The organism is Paenibacillus sp. P4_E11 (genome assembly GCF_056401635.1).
The window spans coordinates 1-25,650 of record NZ_JBFUIX010000027.1; the positions used below are offsets into that span (position 1 = coordinate 1).

General features: G+C 51.0%; 22 protein-coding genes. 18 read left to right on the forward strand and 4 right to left on the reverse strand.

The annotated features are described in order from the left end of the window. Positions 1-1,958, reverse strand: a 1,958-nt coding sequence (locus AC1DWB_RS12820; RefSeq protein ID WP_477541459.1) for a DNA topoisomerase 3, incomplete at its 3' end; no start/stop codon positions are given. Positions 1,959-2,139: 181 nt separating this feature from the next. Between AC1DWB_RS12820 and phnC the strand changes: the two genes are divergently transcribed. From phnC to phnE (AC1DWB_RS12835), 3 genes are read left to right on the forward strand one after another with little or no spacing between them, the layout of a single operon-like run. Continuing rightward, positions 2,140-2,913: a phosphonate ABC transporter ATP-binding protein gene (gene phnC / locus AC1DWB_RS12825; protein WP_477541460.1), complete on the forward strand. Its 774-nt coding sequence runs from the start codon at positions 2,140-2,142 to the stop codon at positions 2,911-2,913. Further along, the gene (gene phnE, locus AC1DWB_RS12830) at positions 2,910-3,722 is read left to right on the forward strand and encodes a phosphonate ABC transporter, permease protein PhnE (RefSeq protein ID WP_477541461.1); all 813 of its coding nucleotides are present in this window, start codon (positions 2,910-2,912) and stop codon (positions 3,720-3,722) included. The genes phnC and phnE (AC1DWB_RS12830) overlap by 4 nt, the downstream gene beginning before the upstream one ends. After that, positions 3,719-4,522, forward strand: coding sequence for a phosphonate ABC transporter, permease protein PhnE (gene phnE / locus AC1DWB_RS12835; protein ID WP_477541462.1), 804 nt, complete (start codon positions 3,719-3,721; stop codon positions 4,520-4,522). Before phnE (AC1DWB_RS12830) ends, phnE (AC1DWB_RS12835) begins: the two co-directional genes overlap by 4 nt. 75 nt (positions 4,523-4,597) lie before the next feature. Here the strand turns inward: phnE (AC1DWB_RS12835) and AC1DWB_RS12840 are convergent, their stop codons facing one another. Beyond that, complete coding sequence (locus AC1DWB_RS12840) at positions 4,598-5,512, reverse strand: phosphate/phosphite/phosphonate ABC transporter substrate-binding protein (RefSeq protein ID WP_477541463.1); 915 nt, start codon at positions 5,510-5,512, stop codon at positions 4,598-4,600. A 135-nt stretch (positions 5,513-5,647) separates the two neighbouring features. On the opposite strand from AC1DWB_RS12840, the gene AC1DWB_RS12845 reads away from it, so the two are divergent. From AC1DWB_RS12845 to AC1DWB_RS12860, 4 genes are all read left to right on the forward strand, one after another. Then, the gene (locus tag AC1DWB_RS12845) at positions 5,648-7,240 is read left to right on the forward strand and encodes a bifunctional metallophosphatase/5'-nucleotidase (protein ID WP_477541464.1); all 1,593 of its coding nucleotides are present in this window, start codon (positions 5,648-5,650) and stop codon (positions 7,238-7,240) included. Between the two features lie 36 nt (positions 7,241-7,276). Then, complete coding sequence (locus AC1DWB_RS12850; RefSeq protein ID WP_477541465.1) at positions 7,277-8,146, forward strand: 5-oxoprolinase subunit PxpA; 870 nt, start codon at positions 7,277-7,279, stop codon at positions 8,144-8,146. A gap of 484 nt (positions 8,147-8,630) precedes the next feature. Continuing rightward, the gene (locus AC1DWB_RS12855) at positions 8,631-8,921 is read left to right on the forward strand and encodes a CD3324 family protein (protein ID WP_477541466.1); all 291 of its coding nucleotides are present in this window, start codon (positions 8,631-8,633) and stop codon (positions 8,919-8,921) included. Positions 8,922-8,982: 61 nt separating this feature from the next. Further along, positions 8,983-9,750 (forward strand): hypothetical protein, encoded by a 768-nt coding sequence (locus AC1DWB_RS12860; RefSeq protein WP_477541467.1) that lies wholly within the window; start codon positions 8,983-8,985, stop codon positions 9,748-9,750. Here the strand turns inward: AC1DWB_RS12860 and AC1DWB_RS12865 are convergent, their stop codons facing one another. Beyond that, complete coding sequence (locus AC1DWB_RS12865; RefSeq protein WP_477541468.1) at positions 9,751-10,299, reverse strand: DUF6886 family protein; 549 nt, start codon at positions 10,297-10,299, stop codon at positions 9,751-9,753. A gap of 163 nt (positions 10,300-10,462) precedes the next feature. Between AC1DWB_RS12865 and AC1DWB_RS12870 the strand changes: the two genes are divergently transcribed. The 9 genes from AC1DWB_RS12870 (at position 10,463) to AC1DWB_RS12910 (ending at position 20,573) form a co-directional block, all read left to right on the forward strand. Further along, a complete protein-coding gene (locus AC1DWB_RS12870; protein WP_477541469.1) occupies positions 10,463-10,654 on the forward strand; it encodes a hypothetical protein in 192 nt (63 codons plus the stop codon). Between the two features lie 83 nt (positions 10,655-10,737). After that, the gene (locus AC1DWB_RS12875) at positions 10,738-11,121 is read left to right on the forward strand and encodes a response regulator (protein ID WP_477541470.1); all 384 of its coding nucleotides are present in this window, start codon (positions 10,738-10,740) and stop codon (positions 11,119-11,121) included. A 26-nt stretch (positions 11,122-11,147) separates the two neighbouring features. Continuing rightward, entirely contained in the window at positions 11,148-14,186 is a 3,039-nt protein-coding gene (locus tag AC1DWB_RS12880; protein ID WP_477541471.1) for an ATP-binding protein, read from the forward strand. After that, positions 14,170-15,909, forward strand: coding sequence for a diguanylate cyclase (locus tag AC1DWB_RS12885; RefSeq protein WP_477541472.1), 1,740 nt, complete (start codon positions 14,170-14,172; stop codon positions 15,907-15,909). The genes AC1DWB_RS12880 and AC1DWB_RS12885 overlap by 17 nt, the downstream gene beginning before the upstream one ends. 224 nt (positions 15,910-16,133) lie before the next feature. After that, positions 16,134-16,532, forward strand: a complete 399-nt coding sequence (locus AC1DWB_RS12890; protein ID WP_477541473.1) for a DUF2203 family protein — start codon at positions 16,134-16,136, stop codon at positions 16,530-16,532. 47 nt (positions 16,533-16,579) lie between these two features. After that, positions 16,580-18,250, forward strand: coding sequence for a copper resistance CopC/CopD family protein (locus AC1DWB_RS12895; RefSeq protein WP_477541474.1), 1,671 nt, complete (start codon positions 16,580-16,582; stop codon positions 18,248-18,250). Between the two features lie 114 nt (positions 18,251-18,364). Then, positions 18,365-19,165: a sensor histidine kinase gene (locus AC1DWB_RS12900; RefSeq protein ID WP_477541475.1), complete on the forward strand. Its 801-nt coding sequence runs from the start codon at positions 18,365-18,367 to the stop codon at positions 19,163-19,165. 23 nt (positions 19,166-19,188) lie between these two features. Further along, positions 19,189-19,869: a response regulator gene (locus tag AC1DWB_RS12905; protein ID WP_477541476.1), complete on the forward strand. Its 681-nt coding sequence runs from the start codon at positions 19,189-19,191 to the stop codon at positions 19,867-19,869. Positions 19,870-19,949: 80 nt separating this feature from the next. After that, positions 19,950-20,573, forward strand: a complete 624-nt coding sequence (locus tag AC1DWB_RS12910; protein WP_477541477.1) for a YcnI family copper-binding membrane protein — start codon at positions 19,950-19,952, stop codon at positions 20,571-20,573. A gap of 72 nt (positions 20,574-20,645) precedes the next feature. Here the strand turns inward: AC1DWB_RS12910 and AC1DWB_RS12915 are convergent, their stop codons facing one another. Then, positions 20,646-21,632 carry an MFS transporter gene (locus tag AC1DWB_RS12915; protein WP_477541478.1) on the reverse strand — a complete coding sequence of 329 codons (987 nt, stop codon included), beginning with the start codon at positions 21,630-21,632 and terminating at the stop codon, positions 20,646-20,648. Between the two features lie 454 nt (positions 21,633-22,086). Between AC1DWB_RS12915 and AC1DWB_RS12920 the strand changes: the two genes are divergently transcribed. Together AC1DWB_RS12920 and AC1DWB_RS12925 are read left to right on the forward strand one after the other, a co-directional pair. Continuing rightward, entirely contained in the window at positions 22,087-24,135 is a 2,049-nt protein-coding gene (locus AC1DWB_RS12920) for an ankyrin repeat domain-containing protein (RefSeq protein WP_477541479.1), read from the forward strand. A 50-nt stretch (positions 24,136-24,185) separates the two neighbouring features. Then, positions 24,186-25,322 carry a GntR family transcriptional regulator gene (locus AC1DWB_RS12925; protein ID WP_477541480.1) on the forward strand — a complete coding sequence of 379 codons (1,137 nt, stop codon included), beginning with the start codon at positions 24,186-24,188 and terminating at the stop codon, positions 25,320-25,322. The last annotated feature ends 328 nt before the right edge of the window (positions 25,323-25,650 follow it).

The window sequence follows — 25,650 nt, forward strand, 5'->3', positions numbered from 1 at the left end:
CGCTTGGCGGCGCCCGGCGCATCGGCCGCCGCCTCGAAGGCGGTCTTGGCCGCTTGCGGCTGCACGCGCACCTTGTCCACGATGGAGCGCGTGAACTTCTTGACGTTCTCCATGAACGTCGCGTCCGACGCTTGTCCACGCGAAATTTCATGCAGCCGGCGCTCCCATTGGCCGGTCATCTCCGGCGATGCGAGCAGCTCTACGCCTGCGCCGCGAATTAGCTCAATCGCAGCGCGACCCTTGGTCGTGATGAGGATGCGCTTGCCCTGCATGTCCACATAGCCGACCTGCTTCAGCCGTTCGATGATCGAGGCGCGAGTAGCCGGCGTGCCGAGCCCGGAATCCTTCATCGCTTCGCGAAGCGCCTCGTCTTCCATTTGCCGCCCGGCACTTTCCATCGCCTTCAGTAAGGTGCCTTCCGTATAAGCCTTCGGAGGCTGTGTCTCCTTCTCCTTCGTCTTGGCATCCGAACAACGGACCGGAGCCTGGGGATCAAGCGCGAATGGAGCCTCGACTAGCTGCTCCTCCGCATCACTGCTTCCTGCGCCTCCACCCTCTGAGGTTCCCTCAGCATCGGAAGAAGCGCCATCCTTCTCACCCTTTTTCCCGCCGCCTCGTTTGCCACGAGAAGAATGATCTTCGTCGCCCTCATAGACGACCTTCCATCCCTTGCTCAGCACTTGCTTGACGATCGTCTTGAACCGTTCCTTCTCTACCTCGGTAATGACCGTATGCACCTTATACTCCGCAGGCGGGTAGAAGTGGGACAGGAACCGCTTGACGATCAGATCGTACAACTTCTGTTCGTCGGGACTGAGGGCGCCGGCCCTCTTGCCTGTTGGCAAGATCGCATGGTGATCTTCCACCTTCTCCGGATTGCATACACTACGGTTGTTCACATGAACGAATCGCTTATTGGCACCTTGCACAAGTCCCGCATAGTCAGTTCCCCGCAGCGTATCCAGGGTACGGTGCATCTCCGGAATGTTCTGCTCATTTACATAGTTGGAGTTCGTCCGGGGGTAGGAGATTACTTTGTGCTTCTCATACAGCCCTTGTGCGACGTCAAGCGTCTTTTTGGCAGAAAAAGCAAACTTGGCATTGGCCTCCCGCTGCAGCAGCGTCAGATCATACAATTTCATCGGATATTCCTTCGTATCCTTGACCTCGTACTCGGCGACTATGCCGGGCTTGCCCTTGACCCGCTGCACGATATCGGCTGCTTTCTCCGGATCGGTCATCCGTTCGCCTTGCCAGTTGCCTTTGTATGTAAGCGGTTGTCCACCCTCGCCTTTCTGATCGAACCAGGCTTCCACTTCATAGAACTTCAGCGACGAGAACGCCTCAATCTGCTTCTGACGATCATAGACGAGCGCCAGCACCGGGGTCTGCACGCGTCCGACGGACAGCAGCTCCTTATGCTTGGTCGTAAAAGCCCGTGAGCCATTCATTCCGATCAGCCAATCGGCTTCGCTTCTCGCCCGTGCTGCCCGAGTCAGATTCTCATACTCCGCACCATCCTTCAACTGCTCGAAACCGCGCTTAATTGTCTCTGGTGTCAAGTCAGAAATCCACAACCGCTTCACGGGCTGACGCAGCCGGAGATGCTGCTGGATATAAGCGAAGATGAGCTGCCCTTCCCGTCCGGCGTCACATGCATTCACAATGGCATCGCAATCGGCCGCAAGCGTCTTGATTACCTGCAGCTGGTCTTTCGTTCTGATGTTCGGCAGAAGCTTGAACGCATCTGGAATAATAGGCAGGTCGAGAAAATTCCATTTTTTATATTTATCGTCGTACTTGTCAGGTTCGGCCAGCCCAATCAGATGCCCGATCGCCCATGTGATGACGTATTGCGAGCCTTCCAGGTGGGTACGCTTGTTAACAGCCCTAGGGTCAATCGCGGCGGCTATATTGCGTCCCATGTCCGGTTTTTCGGCTATAATCAATGTTTTCACTTCGTTCTCCCCAATATGGTAGGCATCGTTTGTACAGCTTGTCCTCCTGATCTTAACATAAATCGACCACAACCGTCAGGAGCAAGTCCGAAGCAAGCCCCTTTACAAAGCCAAAATAATAGACGTGGAGCAGGATGTCGAATAAAATAGGAATGTAGTCGAATTGACGGAGGGAACATGAATGATTGAATTTCGCAACGTATCCAAAGTATATCCTAACGGCACGATCGGGTTGAACAACCTGAATCTTAAGATTCAGCCTGGGGAGTTTGTCGTCATCGTCGGATTATCCGGCGCGGGCAAATCGACCATGCTCCGCTCGATCAACCGCCTCCACGATATAAGCCAAGGGGAAATCGTTATTAACGGGCAGTCCATCACGGCAGCCAAGGGTGAGACGCTTCGCCATATGCGGCGTGGTATTGGTATGATTTTCCAAAACTTCAATCTGGTCAAGCGTTCCTCGGTGATCCGCAACGTGTTGTCCGGTCGCGTAGGGTACCATCCGACTTGGCGTACGCTGCTCGGCTTGTTTCCGAAGCGGGATGTACAGCTATCCATGGAAGCGTTGGACCGTGTGAATATTGTCGAAAAAGCTTATATCCGGGCAGATCAGCTCTCGGGCGGTCAACAGCAACGTGTATCGATTGCAAGGGCACTCGCCCAGGAGGCAAAGATCATATTGGCGGACGAGCCTGTAGCCTCGCTCGATCCGTTGACGACCCGCCAGGTTATGGACGACCTGAAGCGGATTAATCAAGATCTCGGCATTACGACGATCGTGAACTTGCATTTTATCGACCTGGCCCGCGAGTATGCGACCCGTATTATTGGTCTACGAGCAGGTGAGCTAGTGTATGACGGACCGGTGTCTGAAGCAACTGACGATGTGTTCTCAGCTATATACGGGCGCGCCATCAAAAAGGACGAGTTGCTGGGAGTGAACGAGGCATGAATTCGACCAGCTCTGGTTCGGCTCCTAACACCCGTACACCCTGGCCGACGAAACCGCCCAAGACGAAAGCGATTGTTACGGCTGTCTTAATGTTAGCCCTGCTTATCGCCAGTGCCTATAAGACGGAAGCTACACCTTACGAGTTGATCATGGGTATTCCCGAAATGTTCAGCTTACTCGTGGATATGTTCCCACCCGACTTTTCATATATCGATGTGATCTGGAGTCCGATGCTGCAGACGATTCGAATGGCTGTGATCGGGACTACAATCGGGGGAATACTAGCGATTCCCGTGGCGATATTGTCAGCCCGCAACATTACGAAATCGCCGTTCTTGAACGTCCCGGCCCGGTTCATCCTGAACTTGGTACGGACCATTCCGGACTTGTTGTTCGCGTCTATATTCGTTGCCGTCTTCGGGATTGGGCCGGTGGCCGGTATACTGGCGCTTATCTTCTTCTCCTTCGGACTTGTCGCGAAATTGACCTATGAGTCGATTGAAGCGATCGATCCGGGTCCGCTGGAGGCGATGACGGCAGTAGGGGCGAGTAAAGTGCAGTGGATTCACTTCGGTGTGATTCCGCAAGTTACAGCCTCCTTCATGGCGTACTTCCTCTATACATTCGAAGTGAATGTGCGTGCTGCGGCTATTCTCGGGTTAGTCGGCGCAGGTGGGATCGGGCTATTCCTGGACCGTTCCTTGAATCAGTTGCGATACGATCGAGCAGCAATGATTATTTTGTTGACACTTGTGATTGTATTGATCATTGATTATGTGAGCACGAAGGTACGGGGGAAACTGCTATGAGGAATGGAACTGTGATGCCTGTCAAGCCCGCCAAAGGGCGAATTCGTTTCTGGCTCGTTGCTATATTTATACTGATCGTCTACATCTGGTCGTTCATGGGGATTCCGTTCGAGGGAATCAAGGAAACAGCGGGCGCCGTGTCCAAGGCGATTGGGAAGGGCTTCCTGCACCCGGATTGGAACTACATCTACTTGCGTGAAGGCGAAGATTTGCTGCGCGGTCTGTTGGATACACTGGCGATTTCCGTGCTTGGGACGTTCATCTCTGCGATCTTGTGTGTGCCGTTCGCCTTCTGGGCCGCTAACAATATGAGCAAACGCAACTCAGTCACAGCAACAGGAAAAGTAATGCTCAGCATCATCCGTACGATACCGGAGCTCGTCATGGCGATCTTGTTCATCAAAGCGGTCGGCCCGGGCGCATTCGCCGGTGTGCTGGCGCTAGGCCTGCATTCTATCGGAATGCTGGGCAAGCTGTATTCGGAGGCAATCGAGAATCTGGACCTGGGTCCTGCTGAGGCACTAACCGCAAGCGGCGCCAACCGTCTGCAGGTCATCTGGTTCGGGGTATTACCACAGGTGCTGCCGGAGTTCTTCTCCTTCACCTTGTACCGGTTCGAGATTAATGTGCGTTCGGCAGCGATCCTCGGGATGATTGGTGCTGGCGGGATCGGTACGCCGCTTATCTTCGCTCTGGAAGCGCGCAGTTGGCCGCGAGTAGCCATTATCCTGTACGGCATTATCATCATGGTTACGCTGATCGATTGGATTTCCGGTTATGTTCGGAGAAGATTGGTATAACGCCTGGCAATCCAAACAAAAGACGACCGGATTTCCGGTCGCCTTGTTTTTATCCTAATGTGTTAGCGAGCTTGCTTACTTTTGCCCAACTTTCTTGGCGTAGTCGCGGACGATGTCGAAGTTCTTGTCTTCCGAAGCTACGTAACCTTGGTGGGAGTATACTTCAGAAATAATTTTTTTGCCTTCTGGATCTTTACCGATCGCGATGAAAGCATCTTGCAGCTTTTTACGGAAGTTGGCATCCATATCGGAACGAACGCTGATTGTATCGTTAGGAATTTTCTCTGTGAACGCAAGTACGCGAGTTTTGGCAACAGCGTCTGGAACGTCCTTCATTTGCGCACGGATGTCCTGGAACACAGCAGCAGCGTCAACTTCGCCGTTCAGTACAGCCAATATCGCTTTATCATGACCTTTTACCGTGATTCCTGTTACATCCTTCTCTGGGTTAAGACCTTCTTTCAAAAGCGTGGCAGCCGGCCATACATAACCTGCGGAAGATGTTACGTCCTGCCAAGCAACTTTCTTCCCTTTCAAGTCTTTAACTGTTTTGATCGGGGAATCAGCTTTTACGACAATCATCGACTTGTAGTAATCTACAAGCTCGGTAGTAGGTTTGCCAGTTGCATCTTCGACTCCGAAGCGTTGAGCCTGAAGCAGAACGTCTGCTGCTTTCTTATCATCGTGCGCAAGAACATATGTGTTCGGCGGGAGGAAGCCCACGTCCACTTTTTTGGAAGCCATAGCTTCGATAATGGTGTTGTAGTTGGTCGAGACGGATACTTTCACCGGGATACCGAGTTGTTTCTTAAGCAGTTCCTCAAGGGGTTTCGCTTTTGCTTCTAGTGTCTCAGCATTTTGCGAAGGTACGAACTGCACATTTAATTCTTTTGGAACGTAGTTTCCTCCGCTCTTCTTACCACAACCGGCCAACATACCGGCAGCAAGAACGACGGACAAGCTGATGGCAGTAATTTTGCCAAATTTCATGTTTGAACCCCTCCATTGTATAGTGGACAACATAGGAATCATATCACGATTCGACAAAAAAGGGTATTGGTCCCTATGTTAAGCTATTGTAATTGTGTAAAAAATGTTGAATTATTTTGAAGGAGCTGCATGCAGTTGTCTAAATTCTCATCCAATCGTCGTCTTGTCGTGACCCTACTGGAAACGAGCGACGTACATGGCAATGTAATGCCCATTCACTACGCCAATAATAGGACCCATGAAGTGGGGCTGGCCAAATTAAGTACATTGATTCGTCAGGAGCGAGACAAAACGGGGCAGTTGCTCTGGATTGATAATGGCGATGTAATTCAAGGAACACCCCTTGCCTATCATCATGCCCGGTTGGACCCGCAGCCACCGAATCCGATGATTCTCGCTATGAATGCGATGAAAGCAGATGCGGCTGTACTAGGCAATCATGAGTTCAACTATGGAAGGTCATTGCTGGACAAAGCGATCGGAGAATCGAGTTTCCCCTGGCTGGCCGCTAATATTGTGAATCAGCACACAGGAGAACCTGCATTCGGCCAACCTTTTCTAGTAAAGGAATTGGAAGAAGGCATTCGCGTCGTTGTATTGGGACTTTGTACCCCCTTCATCCCGAATTGGGAAAATCCGCAGCATATAGAAGGACTGGAGTTTCAAGATGCGGTGGAAGCAGCCAAACACTGGGTGCCAAAGCTGCGGACTGAGCATAAGGCTGATCTGATGGTAGTCGCTTACCATGGGGGATTCGAGCGCGATCTCGATTCGGGACAACCCACAGAACCGCTGACGGGTGAGAACCAAGGGTACCAGCTATGCATGGATGTGCCTGGTATTGATGTACTGTTGACCGGGCATCAGCATCGAGCGATTGCAGGCAAACACATTAATGGCGTTGTAGTGGCTCAACCTGGGCATCGCGGTGAAAATGTAGCCAAAGTGAGTGTCACGATGGAGCAACGGGAAGGGCGCTGGTGCGTAGCGAGTACGCAGTCGGAGCTGTTGTCCGTTAACGGGGTGGAAGCAGACGAGACGATACTGGCGATGATCGAACCTTATGAGAAGATAACCCAGGAGTGGCTCGATACTCCGATGGGACGGGTCGAAGGGGATATGGTCGTGTCTGATGCGATGCAGATCCGACTGGGTGACAGCCCGCTGATTGAGTTTATCAACAAAGTGCAGATGGATGCGGCGCAGGCGGATATTTCGAATACCGCATTATTCGCTGACGACTCCCCGGGTATTCCACCGAATGTGACGATGCGAGATATTGTGTCGAACTACATTTACCCGAATACGCTCAAGGTGATCCGGATTACGGGGCAGGACATGCTGGATGCGTTGGAGCAAACCGCTACCTACTTTCAGACGAGTACGGGTGGTGGGGTTGCAGTCAGTCCGGATTTCATGCTTCCGAAGCCGCAGCCATACAACTATGACATGTGGGAAGGCATTTCCTATACGCTGGATATAAGACGGCCTGCCGGACAGCGGGTGCTGGATGTGTATGTTAAGGGAGAGCCGGTTGGGCTGAAGCGGGAGTACGATGTGGTGATGAACAATTATCGTGCTGGCGGTGGCGGGAACTATTTGATGTTCCAGGGCAAGCCGGTTGTGAAAGACATTCCGACCGATGTATCGGAGCTGATTGCGGACTATATATTGCAGCGCGGGACGATCCAGGCTACTTTGGATCATAACTGGAAAGTGATTTACTAGGTTCATAGCAGGCTTGTTTAGGAAAGGGCGTAAGGCATGGCCGATTACTTGGGAGACAAGCGTGCGGACAGGCAAGTGGACGGGTTGTCGGCAAGCGGGACCGATGAGATATTCGTTATCGAACGGCTGGGGGACACGGGTGTTGTCATCCGCTTCGGCCATCGCATCGATCCAGCCATTCATCGCTGTGTACTTGAGCTGAACGCCGATGTAGGGGAAGGGTTCGGCGTTTATCGACTAGGCGTCGACGATGAATTGCTGCGTCTTGTGACGTCGGCGAATATTGCCTGTGGCTTCCACGCCGGTGATCCGGCGACGATGAGAGCAACCGTGCGGCTGTGCCTGGAGCATGGCGTCGGTATCGGCGCACACCCTGGCTTGCCGGATCGGGAGGGCTTCGGACGCCGCGAGATGGCGATCTCGCCGCAAGATGCTTACGACATGGTCGTTTACCAGGTTGGAGCCTTGCAAGCCTTCGCTCGAGCAGAAGGCGGTTCGGTGCGCCATGTGAAGCCTCATGGTGCGCTGTACAACATGGCGGCTGTAGACGTCGCCTTGGCTGAAGCAATCGCCGAAGCGGTGTATCACCTTGACCCGCAGCTCATCTTATTCGGCTTGGCTGGAGGAGAAGCCGTTCGCGCGGGTCGGCGATTGGGCTTGCGCACGGCGGACGAAGCGTTCGCCGACCGACGGTACAACGCTGACGGTACACTCGTTCCGCGTTCGCGCCCGGATGCGTTGCTGAACGATCCGCTAGAAGCGGTCGCTCAGGTACGCCGACTGCTAAGCGCCGGAACTGTGCAGACGGTATGCGTGCACGGAGACACACCCGAAGCACTGCAGTTCGCAACTGCAGTACGCCAAGCACTTGAGGCGGACGGATTGAGTCTGCAAGGGATGAGTTAGCGCGGAAAAAACAAGTATAAGCAAACTTTCCCCTTGAGCGTTTTTTGGAAACGCGTTAATGTAGAAGTGGCGGCAGTTTGAACGGTGCTCAGCGGGACAGAAATTTCCCTTCCAGCTAGAAATTTCTTCTTGATGAAACCCGTTACATTCAATATAATTGGTATGTTACCAAAATGTTTCCAAAAAACGACTATGGTGAGAGGAGGATGCGGTATGTTTCACGCTTGGGCCAACAAAATCAATGAGGTGCAAGACTTTTAATTGAATACAGCCGATTCGAACCTGATACCAGATGCGTAATGCAACTATAATTTAACGGCAGGCACGATGTGGGTATCGTGTTTTTTTATTCCCATTTTTTCAAGCAAAAGAATACAAAAATATACATAGGAGGTGTAAAGGATGAAAGCATTCAATGATTTCCAATTCGCAATGACAACTACTACTACAACTATAACATCCAATTACAGGGAGGTTTTCATCAGTGAGTTACAAGAACGGAAAGGACTTTCTTCCGGCTAGCTTGCTTAAGGAGCTGCAACAATACATTCAAGGGGAACTCGTCTATGTACCAAAAATGGAGAAGACCCGCGCCGGATGGGGCGAGAACAACGGGACGCGCAAGCTGATCGAGAAACGCAACCGCGAAATTTTCCATATGTACAACAGCGGTTCATCCGTGCTGGATTTGATCCAGCGATTCCATCTGTCGGAAGACAGCATCCGCAAAATTATCGTCAAAACACGTGACCTACTGCAAAATGTAGCCAAATAGATGAGAGCAGAGCCGAACCTGGACTCTGCTTTCTTTTTTACCAGACCAAGGAGGACCCACTATGCAAGCTGAACCGATAAACCGAGAAGTCATTATCCATACAATTAAGGAACAATTCCTTCACGACGAAAGAGTGCACGCCTTCTGGCTGGAAGGGTCTGATGGTACGAACCGATTAGACGCATATTCTGATCTTGATATTGTGCTTGATGTTGCAGACGGGACAGAAGAAGCTATCTACGTGCTACTCGAACAAGCACTCCTCACATTAAGCAGGCTGGACATCGTCCATGGTCCTGAGCGGCACAGCCCCAAGCTATTGTACAAGGTTTATCATCTTGAACATACACCGCCAACCCTATTGCTGGACGTTACGATTCAAAGTCACAGCAGGGAGTTCGCTTTCACGGTGGAAAACGAGCACGAGCAGCCCAAAGTGATTTTCGACAAAACTTCCGTCATTCGTTTCCGGCATGCGAATTTCGAAGTGATCCGAGCATCCCATCGTACTCGCATCACCCAATTGGAAGGGATGTTCGAGCAGCAGATTCGCGCAATCAAATATGCAAAGCGAGATTTGTTCCTGGAAGCGCACGCGTATTATCACAAATATGTTCTGAATCCGTTGATCGAGCTGCTAAGAATGCAGTATACACCGCTCATCACGGACTATTATCTAGTCCATATTTCACAGCATTTGCCGAAGGATGTCATTCTACAGCTTGAACACTTATATCGGCTGCAAGACACGTCGGACATACTCCGGAATATCGAGTTAGCGAATGCACTATTCTATTCCACGAAAGAAGAGTTGCTTCATATTATATAATCAGCCCTTGACCGCATTCCTGAACCGAATCACGGAGAAGTCCAATGAAGACGTTTTGACCGCATCCCGAAGAGGTACAAGTGAAGGCGTGAATCGTAGCTCAGCTCCCGATTGAGCGATGCCGAGCAGTAAATCTCCAACTGGCTCCACATGCAAGGGAACGATCTCTTTGGTGGATACATAGTACCCTGCTGTTCCATCGATTGAAGTGAAGTGGTCATCGGAGAACTTATAAACGTACAGTTCGACGTCGCGAATCCGGTTCAGCCATCCAGACTCCACAACTATGATCTTGTCGGCCGCCGATCCATCGAAGAAGCGTGCGATATCCTCCGGAGTTGCGCTATCTGACCTCGTGTAGATGACCCGCGGGCAGTCCCGGGGAAAATAGTAGTGTACAGATCGCTCGGCATCGAGAGCCCACACGACGGATGGATTGTTAGGTAACGTCATGGCCGGGCGCGGAACGAACCTCTCTATCGTACAGTCTTCGCTGAAATGATACTTCAGTTGATTCATCTCCTTGTCCACGGGACTTCTTGTATTCATCGTGCCAGATCGCGCTGCATTATTCCATGGATTTTTTTCCTATTAATAAAAGTGTAAGGCTGGAGGGAAATACCTGAAACGCAGCGAACATAGTAGTTAACAAGGAAGGTTGGTGCAACTAAGACCTAATTAGCATCACCCATCTAGGAAGGGGGAGAGCCATATGCTTTCTACGGATCAGAGAAAGCTCATACTGGCCGTTCTGCAAAAGGAAAGAGGGCGACTACTGTCCAAATTCAAGGGGAAGACGCTGGATAAGACGATTGATGATCTCTCTCAGATGCTGAGGAATGAAGTTATCAATGACAGCGACCCGAATAAGTCGATTGTATGGAAAAGAGATAAGAAGAAGTAATACATATCAACGTAGTCAAAAGTGATCCGTACAAGAAATAATGAAAGTGATATAATGAAGGCTGGTAAAAGGGGGAATGTACAATGGCTGCTATCAAACTATTATTAGCGGACGATGAAGCGGCACTGCGCTTCTTATTAACTGAGACGTTATCCGACGAAGGATATGAGATTACAGAAGCGGAAGACGGTGGCGAAGCGATGAAGCAATTGCAGGAGGAGACTTTCTCGATTGCGATTCTCGACTATATGATGCCGGAGAAGACCGGTGTAGAAGTGTGTGCATGGCTACGAAACTCGGATAGTCCGAATCGGAACATTCCGGTGCTGCTGCTTACGGCGAAGGCGCTGGAGAAGGATAAGGAGCTTGCCAAGGCGGCAGGCATTACGCAGTACATATTGAAGCCATTCAGTCCGCTTCAACTGATTGACATCGTCGAGAGCTATGTTTCGGGAGAGCAAGCTTAACGGCCGAGGAGAGGGAACGAATTAACATGAGTCTTTCAAGCAAGGGATTGGCCTATAAGGTATCCGCGCTCATTATTACCGTTATGGGCCTGTTTGCGATTGTAGTCTTGGTTGCGGGTCTGTATATGAGTCAGCGCATTAATACTACGCGCGATCAGATGGAGGTGGAGTTGGATGACCAACTGAGAATCGAGCGGCTGCATAGCGATTCTCAAGCGCTTATCTCGGATTTACGGGCTTTTTTGGCTTTTGGTCGAGATGAGTTTATTGCAGATTTTGATACTAGACGTGCTGAATTCTCCGATCAACTGGTTACGTATAATATGTCCCAGCTCGGAAGTCAGGAGCCTAAGAAGATAAAGCTGCTGGAATCCGTTCAGACAACGTGGGACGCATACGTGCTGTTGGCCAAACAGTCCGCAGAGTTGAAAAAGGCAGACGATACCGATCAGATTGTGAAGAACTCCGAATCGATGACAACTAAGATCGACAGTATCAACACCAGCTTCTTCGAGCTGTCTTCCTTGAAAGAGAGCAGGGTTGAGAAACTGCTGAATGACAACCGCCGTGAAACGAGGCTAATGGTTGGTATCCCCATCTTTGTTGTGCTGGGATCGGCTGTGGCCGGATGGTTCCTAGTACGTTTCTTGAAGAAGCGAGTCATTGTTCCGTTGATCGAAGTGGAGCAGGCTGTGGGTCAGATTGCCGCTGGCTCCTACGTGCAGGTCACCATGAACGGTCGAGTGGATGAACTGGGGCGACTCACTAGCGGCATCAATGGAATGTCGATAGAGTTGCAGCAGCGGCATATTATGTTGGAACATACGAATAAGGAATTGACGGATCAGCGGGACTTACTGGAGGCGCAGAACGAGGAAATTACCGCCCAACAGTTGGAACAAGAAGATATGCTGCTTAAGCTGACAGATCGCGAACGCGAGCTGGAGCACATTAGCTCGTATCAGGAGAAGCTGACCGGCTTTACCGATATGCAGATGTTTCTGGAGCATTCCTTGCGGGCGCTGCTTTATGCTGTGGGCATGGATGCTGCCGTCTTGATCAAGCCGAATACACGCACTGGAACTTATGATGTGCTGCACGCCAACGGGTTCCCGCCAGGTTATCTGCCCTCGACGTTCGACGAGTTGTTCGGTGTTAGTCGGCGTGTATTAACGGAGAAGAAACCGATCATACGCACCAGGCAGTTGTCCGAACGGGAACGGGGCATTCACTTTGGCTACGAGACAGCCGTGGATATCTATTACCCCTTGTTGGACGAGAAGCAGGAATTAATGGGGCTGCTGCTGCTTACTTCATATAGCGGGCTACAGACAACCGATGCGTCGGAGCGGATGACCAGTGGTCTGGTGCGTCAGTTCACGCTAGCCTACATGGCTCAGATGATTAATGAAGATCGCCGCAAGCAGGCCGAGCTGTTGGAAGAACTGAACGACGAGCTGTCGCAGGAGAAGGAGAGTCTTCAGGAGCAGCGCGATTTTGTGCGGCAAATTGTAGAGTCCGTTCACGAAGGTATGGTCATGACGGATAGCGACGGTGGCATCAAATTCACTAATGGCTGGATGAGCCGGACGTTTGGCATCGAGGAATCGCGGGTGTTTACAATCCGGGGCATTATTGATTCTCTGCACCCGAAGTTGGGGACACGTGGAACCTCGATGCGCCTATTAGCGGAAAGTGTCTTGTCCGGCAAGCTGGATAAGCTGCAAGAGAAGTTCACCATCGTTCAGGAGGACGGGCGTGAATCTCATTATGAGCTGTACGTGAATGCTGTGCAAGACAGTGCTGAGAGCGGGAAGAGCTATCTGTTCGTATTCCGCGACCGAACGGATGAGGAAAAGTCGGATGAGTTGAAAAATGAATTCATTAGTATTGTCTCTCACGAACTCCGAACACCGCTTGCGAGTATACTCGGTTTCATGGAAATATTGTTGCATCGTGATATTCAGAAGGAAAAGCAGCGGAAGTATATGGAGACCATCTACAAGGAAGCGAACCGGCTGTCCAGCTTAATTAACGATTTCCTTGATTTACAACGCATGGAGTCGGGTAAGCAGTCTTATCAATTCATCCCGATCCATATCGCAACGATTCTGCGAGATGTAGCAGACCAATGGCAGGGGAAACACAACCATCTCATTACACTCACACTTCCCGAATCCGGTGAAGCGATTGTCCTGGCTGATCATGATCGGATGACCCAAGTGATCCATAATCTACTAAGCAATGCAATCAAGTACTCCCCTTCCGCAGACCGCGTAGACATTAGGGTACTCATGCAGCAGAATCAGGTCGTGATCGAAATTCAGGATTATGGCTTGGGTATTCCGGACAATGCCAAGGATAAAATGTTCGCGAAGTTCTATCGCGTCGACAACTCGGATCGCAGACAAATCGGTGGAACAGGCCTAGGGTTATCGATTGTGAAGGAGATTGTGGAATCCCACCAAGGCACGTTGACGTATGAATCGATTCTGGGCCAAGGGACCACGTTCCGCGTCTGTCTGGACGCTTATGAAACGGTAGACTTGGACAATCATATCGTCATCGTAGAGGATGATGAGAATCTGGCGAAGCTCATTGCAGTATCCTTCGAGAAGCTGCAGCTTCCCACCGTCCACTTGCAATCTGCAGAAGCTGCGATATTCGCGCTGAAAGAAACGGCTGTCAAGCCGCCTTTGCTCTGTATCGTAGACATTCAGCTGGAAGGACACAAATCCGGATGGGATTTTATTGCGGAGCTGATCCGACGTCCAGGCTATGAGTTCACCCCGATTATTGTATCCACGGTTCTTGAGCAGCCTAAGCACTTTCACGAGACGGAGACGGAGAAGTTTCTCAAGAAGCCGTTCACCGTGGAACGCTTGCTAGAACTAGCCGAGCATTTGATCAACAGAGGGAAGGAGCATTCAGCTGTCGTCTTCCCGGTGCAGAATGAACAGAAGCTGGCCAATTCCTTTGAACAACTAGGCATTCGCGTGAAGGGTATGAAAGTAAATCAGGACATTATCGAAGTGGAAGTGAACAACGATGAGAAGGCAACCTAAATCGTCTGATCCGAACAAGAAGCAGAGAAGTGAGCAGTTGATCACGGAAGGCAAGGAACGCTTCTTGTACACCATGGAACAGCAACTCCAACAATTGGATGAATTGTTTGCTCAGCTGGAATATGCGCCGAATTGGCAAGGTGCCGAGCATTGGTACCGCATCCTGCATACGATCAAGGGCAGTGCTCCGGTATTCGGACTTACGTCGATCGGGAAGCTGGCCGATACGCTGCTGCGGGAGTGGGAGTGGACCCAATCGGAAACTGCCACTAGCTTGAACGCGGAAACATGGCCACATCAAGCTTCTATCAGCCTGCATAACAGTAGCAGCGCCCTGCACATGTTGAAGTTGGAGCGGGATATAGTGCTGCGCGAGCTGCAATTGAACGCCAACAACGAACAGGGTTCCAAGACCGGCAATATGCTTATGAATAGCCGCATTCTGTTCATTGACGACGATCCGGTCCTTCGCTCGTACTTGGTCAATCGTCTGGAGCTGGACGGCTATATTACAGAGGATGCTGAGGATGTTGAGACAGCGCAGCGCATGCTGCGTGAGCATCATTACGACCTGATTCTGCTTGATCTGATGATGTATCCGAAGTCAGGCTACGAGCTGTTCCAGTTCCTGCAGGACGACCCTACACTCAAGTGGCTGCCCTTGATCGTCTTGTCGGCCAGAGACGATGTTAACGACAAAGTGAGCTGCCTTATGCTCGGGGCGAGTGACTATTTGACCAAGCCATTTCGCTATGAGGAACTGGCGGCACGGATCTACAGCTTACTCAATCGGACCAAAAACTTCGAGCAGATGGCGTTCCGCGATGCCTTGACCGGTGTGTACAATCGAAGATATTTCGACCACCATATCGAACTTGAATTGCAGCGAGTCGAGCGTTATCCGGCTCCGATCTGTGTCGCCTTCATCGATATTGATCGATTCAAATACGTGAACGATACGCATGGCCATGCGATTGGCGATCTCGTTCTGCAAGGTCTGGCTCATCTCGTTCAGCAACGGTTGCGTAGCACGGATGTGCTCGCCCGGTACGGCGGAGAAGAATTCGTCGTTTTGATGCCTAATACGACAGGTGAGCAAGCGGTCAAGCTGCTGAGCAAAGTACTGCAGCATGTCCGCGCGAATCCGGTTGCCCAGCATGAAGGCCGCTCGTACTCGATTACCTTCTCCGCAGGCGTAGCCGACTGGGAACCGGGGATGTCGATCCCGCAGTGGATTCGTACCGCTGACGAAGCGATGTATAGTGCTAAAGAGCAAGGCCGCAATCGTGTACTGCTAGGCGGACTCGAGGGTGCCGCGAAGATGGATATGGAACAACCGATCGTTTCGCCGAAGAAGGTGCTAATTGCGGATGACGATGATATATTGCGCTCCATCGTAGCATCCCGATTGGATGCGTTACCGATTGAGATTGTGGAAGTGAACGACGGTGAAGCCGCGTACCGCTATTTGCTGCAGCATGAAGTGGATCTGTGTATAGTGGATGGTGTTATGCCACGTATGGATGGCTTGACTCTTCTGCAGAAGTTTCGGGAAGAGCCCGTCTTCCAGGATCGATCGATGCGAGTGTTGATGCTATCTGGCCGCAAGCGGGACGACGATGTGGCCAAGGGGCTGGAGTTGGGGGCAGACGACTATATGTCGAAGCCGTTCTCGCTCTTGGAGCTTGAGGTGCGCGTCAGACGGTTGCTTGGTTTGGAGTAGTTGATGGCTTGGTGAAAGAATGACCTCTGGAATGATATCATCGTCCCAGAGGTCTTATTCTATTTTACGAGTTGATCCTGATGTCCCCGATTCTATTCCACTGCCAGAGGAGCTTGAATTTACGAATTTGTCACACTTCATCATGCAACATTCCACATCGATTAGTAGCCAGGTTTATCTTGTCCGCGTGATTTGATACAATCGTGGAAGGAGGCGAGGACAGGATGGAACGCAAATGGTTTACACCCGAGGAAGCGAATGCGCTGATTCCGCAGATTCGCGAAGAAATTACGGCATTGCAGCAAATCAAACATAACTTCGAGCAGAAGTACAAACATCTGCAGAAGTGGAAGGAAGCCGGGGCAATCTCGTTGGACGGTGGAGATCCGTTCTTCCAGCTCGAATGCGAGATGGAGTTTCTGCAGCTGGAAGCGCGCACGTTTATTCAGAGCGTACACATGAAAGGCGTCCAATTGAAGGACATCGACCGGGGGCTTGTGGATTTTCCCGCTATGCACAACGGACAGGAAGTACTGCTCTGTTGGATGCAGGGGGAAGACACGGTCTCGCATTATCACGGTGTAAACGAAGGTTACATGGGGCGTAAGCCTCTTGAAGAATAGAAGCATGGACTACAATTTGAGATCTGTTAGATCGGAGCATATATACAATGAATAGGTTGAATTTCTCTCTCCGCAGTTGGGCGCGTTTCGCCCTGCTGCTGCTTGCTGTGCTTACACTGAGCGTAGGCTTCCTGGGAATCGCGCAGCCAGCATCGGCTCACTCTATGCTGACCAAGGCCGATCCTGAGCCGAATTCCCGCCTGGACAAGTCGCCGGAGCAGGTTACGTTACTGTTCAACGAACGGTTAGAGTCGGAGTTATATTATATCAAGGTGTTCGATGAGCTCGGCCGGCAGCCGTTGAAGGAGAAAGCCACTCTTTCGCAGGATCAGAAGACATTGAGTTTGAAGCTGCCGACTCTGGATGAAGGGCGCTACACGGTGTCCTACCATGTAGTCTCTGCGGACGGGCATCCTGTAGAAGGGGCCTATGTACTCACTGTAGGCCAACCCTCAGGCGCAGCGGACACAAGCTCCGAGCAATCGCTGCATGCCGGGCATGGCGGTCTCTCATCCAATATGAGCCTAACGGACGTATTGCGTTATTTGTTCCGTGTTGTGTATTACATCAGCCTGTTGACGCTCGCAGGATTCGTATTCTGGGGGATGTTCCTACGCCCTGATGTTCTCAACAAGACAGAATCCTTGTCCTTTTACCGACATTGGTTGTTGTCCCTTCAACGGATCCACCTCATCGCTTTGCTAGCGTTTATCTATTTCCATTACAAGGATTTGCTTGGAGATGGGGGGACAAGTCAGTTACTGTCCCTGTTCACTGGAACGTGGGTAGGTCGCTCATGGCTCATAAGTCTGCTGCTCATTCTCATTGGCTTTGTAGTCTTGCACCGGAACAAGATCGTCGACGGCGTATGGGTCGGCCTTCTGCTAGCAGCCAAGAGCGTGAACGGACATGCTATGGGCTATTATCCACAATGGGTGACTACAGCGCTCGATTGGGTGCATCTGGTGGCCGGCGCCGTATGGGCAGGAGGGCTGTTGTTCATTATTACGGCGTGGAAGCCACATAGATCAATGGTTACCGAATTCCTGCCTCGCTTCTCGCGTGCGGCGTTGGTATCGATCATTGTGCTCATCATTAGCGGGTCCATCTCCGTACTTATTTACCTGCCTTCCCTGAAATATTTGCTCTATTCGCAATGGGGAAAGCTGATGATCGCAAAAGTCATCTTCGTGGTGATGGTTTTGTTGATCGCTGCCGGCATCCGCTTCGCTATGAAGAAGAACAACGAGAAGGATTTGAAGGATTACTTGAGAATGGATTTGGCCGCTATGGCGATTATTATCACCTTGGTCGGGCTGCTCACATATATAAGTCCGGTTCCGCCGAATGAGCCCTTGTATTGGCATCAGATGGGTGAGGCCGTGCACATGACGACGAAGATCAGTCCGAAGGTGCCAGGGGATAACCAGATACAAGTGGATATATGGGTTCTGGAGAAATCGGGCAAGCCCAAGCAGGTCGAGCTGAACCTGCACAATCAAGATAAGAAGGAGCTGGCTCCGATTGCGGTGCCTCTTGTTCAGACTGCTGTGCTGAAGGAGGAGGACACGTTCGAGGATGAGGAGCGGTACGTGAAATACACGTATAAAGCGTCCGGGCCGTATATCCCGTTTGCAGGCAATTGGGTCCTGGAATTCCGCGTGTTGGACGGGCAAGACGAGGAAACGGTATACAACAGTCCGATGCGTGTTTACTAAAAGCGAAGCATCGCGTCACTTTTGTGGGGTAATAGAATCGGGGTCCCCGCAAAGTACCCGGCATATGCATCGAAGCATCACGTCACTTTGTGGGGTATTTAGGAGGGTTTCGTTTTGTCATTACGCATGCTGAAGTGGTTCACGATACTATTGCCTCCATTAGTGATCGGCGGGTTCGAGTTGATCCGACACGAGCTGCTGCTTCGGTATTTGTCCATGGAGGCAGGCAACTTATACATCATTATTCTAACCTTCCTGCTCTCGCTCGTCTTCGCCAACTGGATGTTTCGCAACATCGAGGAGAAGAACGCCAGCCTGTCGCAAGAACAGGCCAAGCGGGCCGTATACGAGGAGCGGGAGCGGCTGGCGCAGGAGCTGCATGACAACATTGCCCAGAACTTGTTCTACTTGAACGTTCAGTTGAAGAAGGGTAAGACCGAAGAAGCGCAATCCGCTGTTACGGAGATCGACCATCATTTGCGGCAAGCAATCTTCAATCTGCGATCTTTGCCGGAGGATGGTGTCTCCTTCCAGGACCGTGTGCTGCATTGGGTGCAGCAGTGGGAAACGATGACCGGTGTCGACGTCTCGAAGCGGATGGAATGGGAACATGTGAGCTTATCTTCAGCGGAGCAAGTACAATTGTTCTCTATCGTGCAAGAGGCGTTCACGAATATTCGCAAGCATTCGCAGGCGGCTAATACGGAACTAATATTGAGCGAAGACGAGGATGGCTGGACATTGTGCATTAGAGATGACGGGCAGGGGCTCAACGTCTCAGATGCGGGACCGAATCAATATGGAATCTCCATTATGCGCAAGCGTGCCAAAGAGCTTGGAGCCGAGTTCGAGATTCACTCGGTATTGACCGGCGATACAGGGACGGAAGTCATCATCCGCAAGAGCAAGAAGTAGATGTACAGGAAGGGGACTTTACAATGGTCCAATATCGGGTGCTGATAGCGGACGATCATCCGCTGGCCCGCAAAGCTGTACGCAGCCTGCTAGAAGGTGATCCACTGTTCGAGATCGTGGGAGAAGCGACGAATGGACAAGAGGCGCTGGTCTTAAGCGGTAATCTGCAGCCGGATCTGGTGCTGATGGACATTCATATGCCGGTCGTCTCTGGACTGGAAGCAACGAAGCAGATCAAGCAGGTGCATCCGCACATTCGTATTGTGATGTTGACGGTATCCGATCATGCAGCCGACTTATTCTCGGCCATTCAATTCGGGGCGCAAGGCTACTTGCTCAAGAACATGGATCCAGACGATTGGCTGGCCTATCTTCACGCGCTGCTGGATGAAGATTCCGCAGTTTCGCGACGGCTGGCTGACAAGCTGTTCCATCATTTTCGCACGGGTGCAGTGCATGACGGAAGCAGCTCGCAGCCAGATCCCAGTATCTTGACACCTCGCGAACGCGAGTTGGTCATGTGTGTCTCCTCGGGGGAGACGAATAAGCAAATTGCCGAGCGGCTCATCATTGCCGAGAATACCGTGAAGAATCACCTTAAGAACATTCTGGAGAAGCTGCAGTTGGAGAATCGCGTCCAATTAACGGCTTATGCCGTCCGTCATGGTCTGACACACAACCTTCAAAATCGCTCAGGAAAATAGCCCAGTCGAGTCATTCTCAACTTGTCTAATATTGACTACAGTAGTAATGTACGATTTATTCAGAAACAGGGGATGATGAGATGAAAAAAATAACGACCATGCTTTCCGCATGTTTTCTGGCGATGATGTTGTTCGCAGGAATGGCGAGCGCACACGTAGTTGTATATCCGCAACAGACGACTCAAGGTGTATATGAGAAGTTTACCGTCCGGGTACCAAGTGAAACGCCGAATACGAATACAGTGAAAGTGGAGATCAAATTTCCTGACGGCGTATCTGTATCCCGAGTGGAACCGAAGTCGGATTGGAAATACGAGCTGAGCAAGGATGCCACTGGCAAAATTACCGGCGTAGTGTTCACCGCTACAGGCGCTGGTCTATCAGCTACTGAATTTACGGAATTCAACTTATCTGGGAAGGTAGCGGCTGACGCCAAATCACTGTCCTGGAAATCCTATCAAACATACAAGGACGGCAGCGTGGCCGAGTGGGTTGGTGCGGAAGGGTCGCAGAAGCCGGCTTCCGTCACGACGGTCAAGGCAGCGGCTAATGCCGATGCAGGCGGACATGACTCTGGTAAACAGGCGGCGGCAGACGCAGGCACGGCAGACAAGGACAGCAACTTGCCGCTGATCCTGTCCATCGTCGCGGCTGTGCTGGGTGCACTGGCTCTAATCGTATCGCTGACACGCAAGACGAAGTAAACCGTAGATGACAAACGGTGGAGATGGGCTAACTTTGGTTAGTCCTGCTCCACCGTTTTTTTGCGATTGGGTTCAACCAGCCGACAAACTCACTTCCGTCTGATTGGTGGAAGTAGTCTCATACCGCCGATTCGGCAGCCAGCGGTACGAGATGAAGAACAGCATACGTATCCCCGCGATGAGGCAGAAGCTGGCACACAACGGCAGGAATAGCAGGATCGCACCGGATAGCAGCGGCCCCAGTGTGCTCCCGACATGTATGACTAACTGGAAGTCCGAGAAGTACGCCATCTCTTTCTTGTGCTTCTCGGCGTCACGCATCATGAGTGTTTGCGAGGATACATCCGCAATCGCTGCCGTCAGTCCGACCCATGCCTGTATCGTGAGCAACAGCCAGAAGGAGTTCACGAATCCGTATGGTATTACGGATACAGCCATTCCTAGTATTGCGGCGCTGTATAGGGGCATAGCCCCGAATCGTTCCATAAGCTTGCGTACGAAGGGGAGCGAGAGGGCAGAGACGATCCCCGCCACAACGACGAAATAGGCAATTTGGGAGTTCGTGAGATGAAGTGTCTTGATGTGATAGATGGTGAACAGCGGCGGAACCATCGACATCCCGGTATTGTTAAGTCCCATCCACCACATTCGACGATCGCATTCCTGGAACGGTCGCACCCAAGTGAAGTGCAGCTTTACTCGTTCACGTGGAGCCAATCCGGCAATAAGAGCCATCCCGGTGAAGGTAGATAAGCATCCAATCAGCATAGATGCGACATAATTATAAGGGAACCAGGCATCGGAGGCATCCAGCGCCTGCCCGATCATGAAACTGCCGACGGTTACGACGACAATGGCAATGATCTTGACCCGACTGAATAAGGAAGGGAATTGATCGGGAGCAATGACGCGCCTCAAGATAGCAGGTTGTTGAGCAGAAGTGACGATAACCGAGATCGCATTGATGCTCCAGAATACGAACAGCACCGGAATCGGATTCGGCAGCAGGATGGATAAGGCCATGCAGATGAAGGCGAATTGACGGATATAGCCGCTCACGAGGAACACACCTCGGGTAACAGGCAACTGGCGAGTCAGGAACGCTAAGGATAAAGCACAGAAGAAGGCGGGGAGGGAGTTGGACATGGCAATTTCGAAGTCGCTGGCCCCCAAGCGTGCGATCAGAACGCCAAGGAATGTGAAGAAGGAACACTCTTAATATTTTGCAGGACGGCATCCAAATATATTCTTGTCTCGGCTTTCATGCTGTTCATAACCTTTCTCGGCAAAATGCTGGGAATTCAGGCGGATTGTCACGATTTCATCGTCTTGATTGTTAGCTTACTCCCCTCTGACATTGATAAACATGGACATCTCCCGCAGAAAGCATGGATTATCTGATCGTTCCCATATACAGCATTACTACTGGAGTTCATTCGGATTTCCTTCTACCATTTCAATTAGAGAATGATATACTTGATGGCGAGGGAATATGAATGAAGGAGGCCATGCTGTGAACAAACGATTAGTAGTTCCGATCTTCGTCGGTATGATAGGCCTCCTGCTGGGAAGCTGCGAACAAGCACAGAAACCGGCGGTCGCTCCGACTGCCAGCACGAATATAAGTCCGATGCCAAGTTCTGCCAGTTCCACGCCAGTCCCAACTCCAACGCTGGTGCCGAATGCAACCCCCCTTCCATCGGTTGCACCTCTTCCCGGTATTGCCATTCCGACGGCATCGCCGGCCAAGACCGTAACACCTGTAAGTCCGTTCATCCAACAGCCTGCTAGTATTAAACCATCTGGCAATCCGAAGCGAGATGCAGATTTGAAATATTTGCAAGACACCGTTACAGAAATTGATGTACACAATAAAGAAATGCTTAAGCTCAACCCCGACTACAAGCAGGTAGTAAGGGATCTATCTGCGATGAACCCAACTAACCATGACGACGATAAAGCGGATCGACTGTTCCAAGTAGCAGAGATGAAAGACACGCGACTAGTAGCTTGGAACACTTTTATGGTGAAATACGATCATTCCGCGATTCTAGTATTGGACATCACAACAGGCAGCTACATAACCTTGAACGAGTGGCGTACTGGAGTGCCGAGCAAGAAGAAGAGCTGGGACGTGCGTCTTGGTAATCATACCTATGAAGTGACGGTATCCATAGATGATCAGATGGGCCTTAGCCTGGAAGCGAACGAGGGAGGGAAGCTGTACAAGCTGAACAAAGAGTCGTTCGGTGCCGCATCCACATTGGATGTTAACTCGCTGGATAGCGGCATGGGGGCGAGAACGATACTAATATCAGCTGATTCCGGTGGATCAGAGGCAGGTCTTAATTCGACGGTACTAGCGATTGATTCGAAGTCGGATCAGTTAATCCTAGCGCCAAATCCATTCCGAACCCTTCATGCAACTCGATTGTATGACTTCGTTCCCCTAATTAAAGACAAAGCACTGAAAGAATGGGTAACCGGCAAATATATGGGGTATCATACAGCGCAATTCCAGACGTATACCGCAACAGGCGCGGATGCAGGAAAGGTCAGCTATACGATAGGCCGTAATCCGATTCTGGTGTCTGGGCAAGCCGAAGTGAAGTATGACGCAGATACCCAGTTGTTCAAGCTAGTTTCTGTGACGAGTGCATCTTTCCAAGACGCTCTTACCAGCCCCTCTTGCCGAAACATTGTCCGGGTTCAAGATCCAGAGTTCGGAGATATATTGGCTTGGTCTGAGACCAAATCAATCTATCGGTTCGCTGCGATTAATGCGACTTACCTAGCTCAAGCAGCAGCTTGTGGGGAGACGTTAGATAAACCGCTCAAGAACGGGTCTTCCTACTTAATCGAGACGATCGTGCGATACGACGATAAACCGGAGTTGTTGAAATATTTGCTGGACAATTGGAAATTATCGATGAATATTCGTGACAAGAATGGAATTTCCGCCTATGCGATCGCACTTGCCGTTGGGGTGAAAGACCCATTGCTTTTGAATCGTTTTCGTGAAGGGATGCCCCCGGCTCAATTCGATGAGGAGGGACAAGCCGCTAGGCTCGCTTTTCATGGGAGCAAGATTTCTTTGGAAGAGATCAAACTTATGGTCAAAAACGGGGTTAACGTGAACAAGAACATGTCTGCCTACGCTTATCTGCTCCCCGAGAAAGATCCGGACTATATGACAGGGACGATACTGGGCAGCGCAATCTCGAATAATGACTATGAAAAAGCGAAGTGGCTGCTGGAAAATGGCGCGGATGCCAATTTGGTGTTCGGGTCCGGGGAAAACAGCAGGAGTCCTCTGCGGGCTGCTTTGGCCAAAGATATGAAGATGGCGGAGTTATTGCTGCAGCATAAAGCGAACCCGGATGAAGTGTACGCTTCCTTTACGGCAAAAGTGTCATTGCTGGCCGGCAACCGTTGTTTTCCAGATAAAGTGTCACTGTTGAAAAAATACGGGGCGAACAAATGGTTGCTGTCCGACTCGGACCATGCCATAAAGACCGATTATAAGACAGAGGAAGACATTATGAAGCTGGCTTGCAAGTAGGTGGGTTAGCAGAAAATCAACAAAGAACATCTTGCTTGGGAAGGAAGCTCATGATGCGTTCTAGCACACCGCTCTATTCACAAATCCAACACTATATTATCGATTGTATCCGCAACGGAGAATGGAAGGTCCATTCCCAGATTCCGCCGGAGCGGCTGTTGGCTGAACAGTTCAATGTCAGCCGGATTACCGCAAAGAATGCCGTCGTTGGTTTGGTTCATCGAGGTTACCTGTATAGGCATCGGGGGAAAGGTACATTCGTGGCGGAGACTAGCGATTCGCCAATCTCTGCAGAGGGAGTGCAGCCTGAACCCGCCTCGTCGCAGCGGCCGAACAGGAAACGAATCGGATTTCTCATTCCCTGGATGGAAGCGAGGTACAGCTTCCGCTTGTTAGCCGGGATTGAGGCAGAGCTAGACAGACGCGGGTACCAGCTCATCTTCCGGCACATCTCCGATAAAGAGCATGAGTCCCAATCCATTAGTGAATTTCTCGAAATTCCTGTGGATGGATTCATTATCGTGGCGAGCCCGGGGGAGCATTTCAACGATGATATTATCCGGCTCATTCTCGATAAATTCCCAGTCGTTCTGGTCGAGAAGACGATGAACGATATGAGGACGAACGGTGTGTATTGCGACACCCAACGTGTGGGGGCTCTAATGGCGGGGTTTCTCGCTAGCTGTGGGCATACCGATCAGGTTGGGCTGATCGCCTACCCGCCTGAGTATACGTTTGGCATGCGGGAGCGCATCCAAGGGTTTCGTGCCGGACTGGCTGAACATGGAATGGCTGCACTGCCCGACGAACATATCTTGTTGCTTCCCGCGCAACTGCTGGAACAATACTATGCGCAGGAGCCAGAAACGGCACCCGCGGAACTGCTCGAGTTCATCGCAAGCCATCCATCACTTAGGGCGTTAGCTACCGCCGATGCTCTGCTGGCACAATTGGCAGGGATCGCCTGCGTGCAATTGGATCGTGCCGATATTCGCATCGTTTGCTGCGATGAACCGACATATAACCGTAGCGGGATGCTCCCCGACGCCTATGTCGATCAGATGCCGCTCTCCATGGGAATGACTGCGGCGCAAATGCTTATGGATGCGATAGAAGGACAGTCCGAGCAGCAAAAGACGATGATGGCCCCGCGATTGGTGAGTGATCTTTCTTCTCCAAAATTATAGGTCGTGGGGGAGAACGAGGCTATTCTTTTCTTTGGTTGACGTCCAATAGTTCGCCCACTCAGGGTAAATCAAGCAGAAATCATGTATATTTGCAGGAATATCCTCGAAATATAGGTAAACGATAAAAAAATGATGGAGTAATTGCAGAATTTTCTATCCACTAACTCAGTATTGCGTTCGGCTGATTACCTTTCGGTGCGGTTACAGCTGGCAACCACCTTTTCGCATATAACGATTGCTGGGCTCAGGTATGATGGTCGATGCCAGACTGCTTTCATGAAAATATTAAACGTCCCGGTTCCGTTCGTAAGAATGGATCGGGACGTTC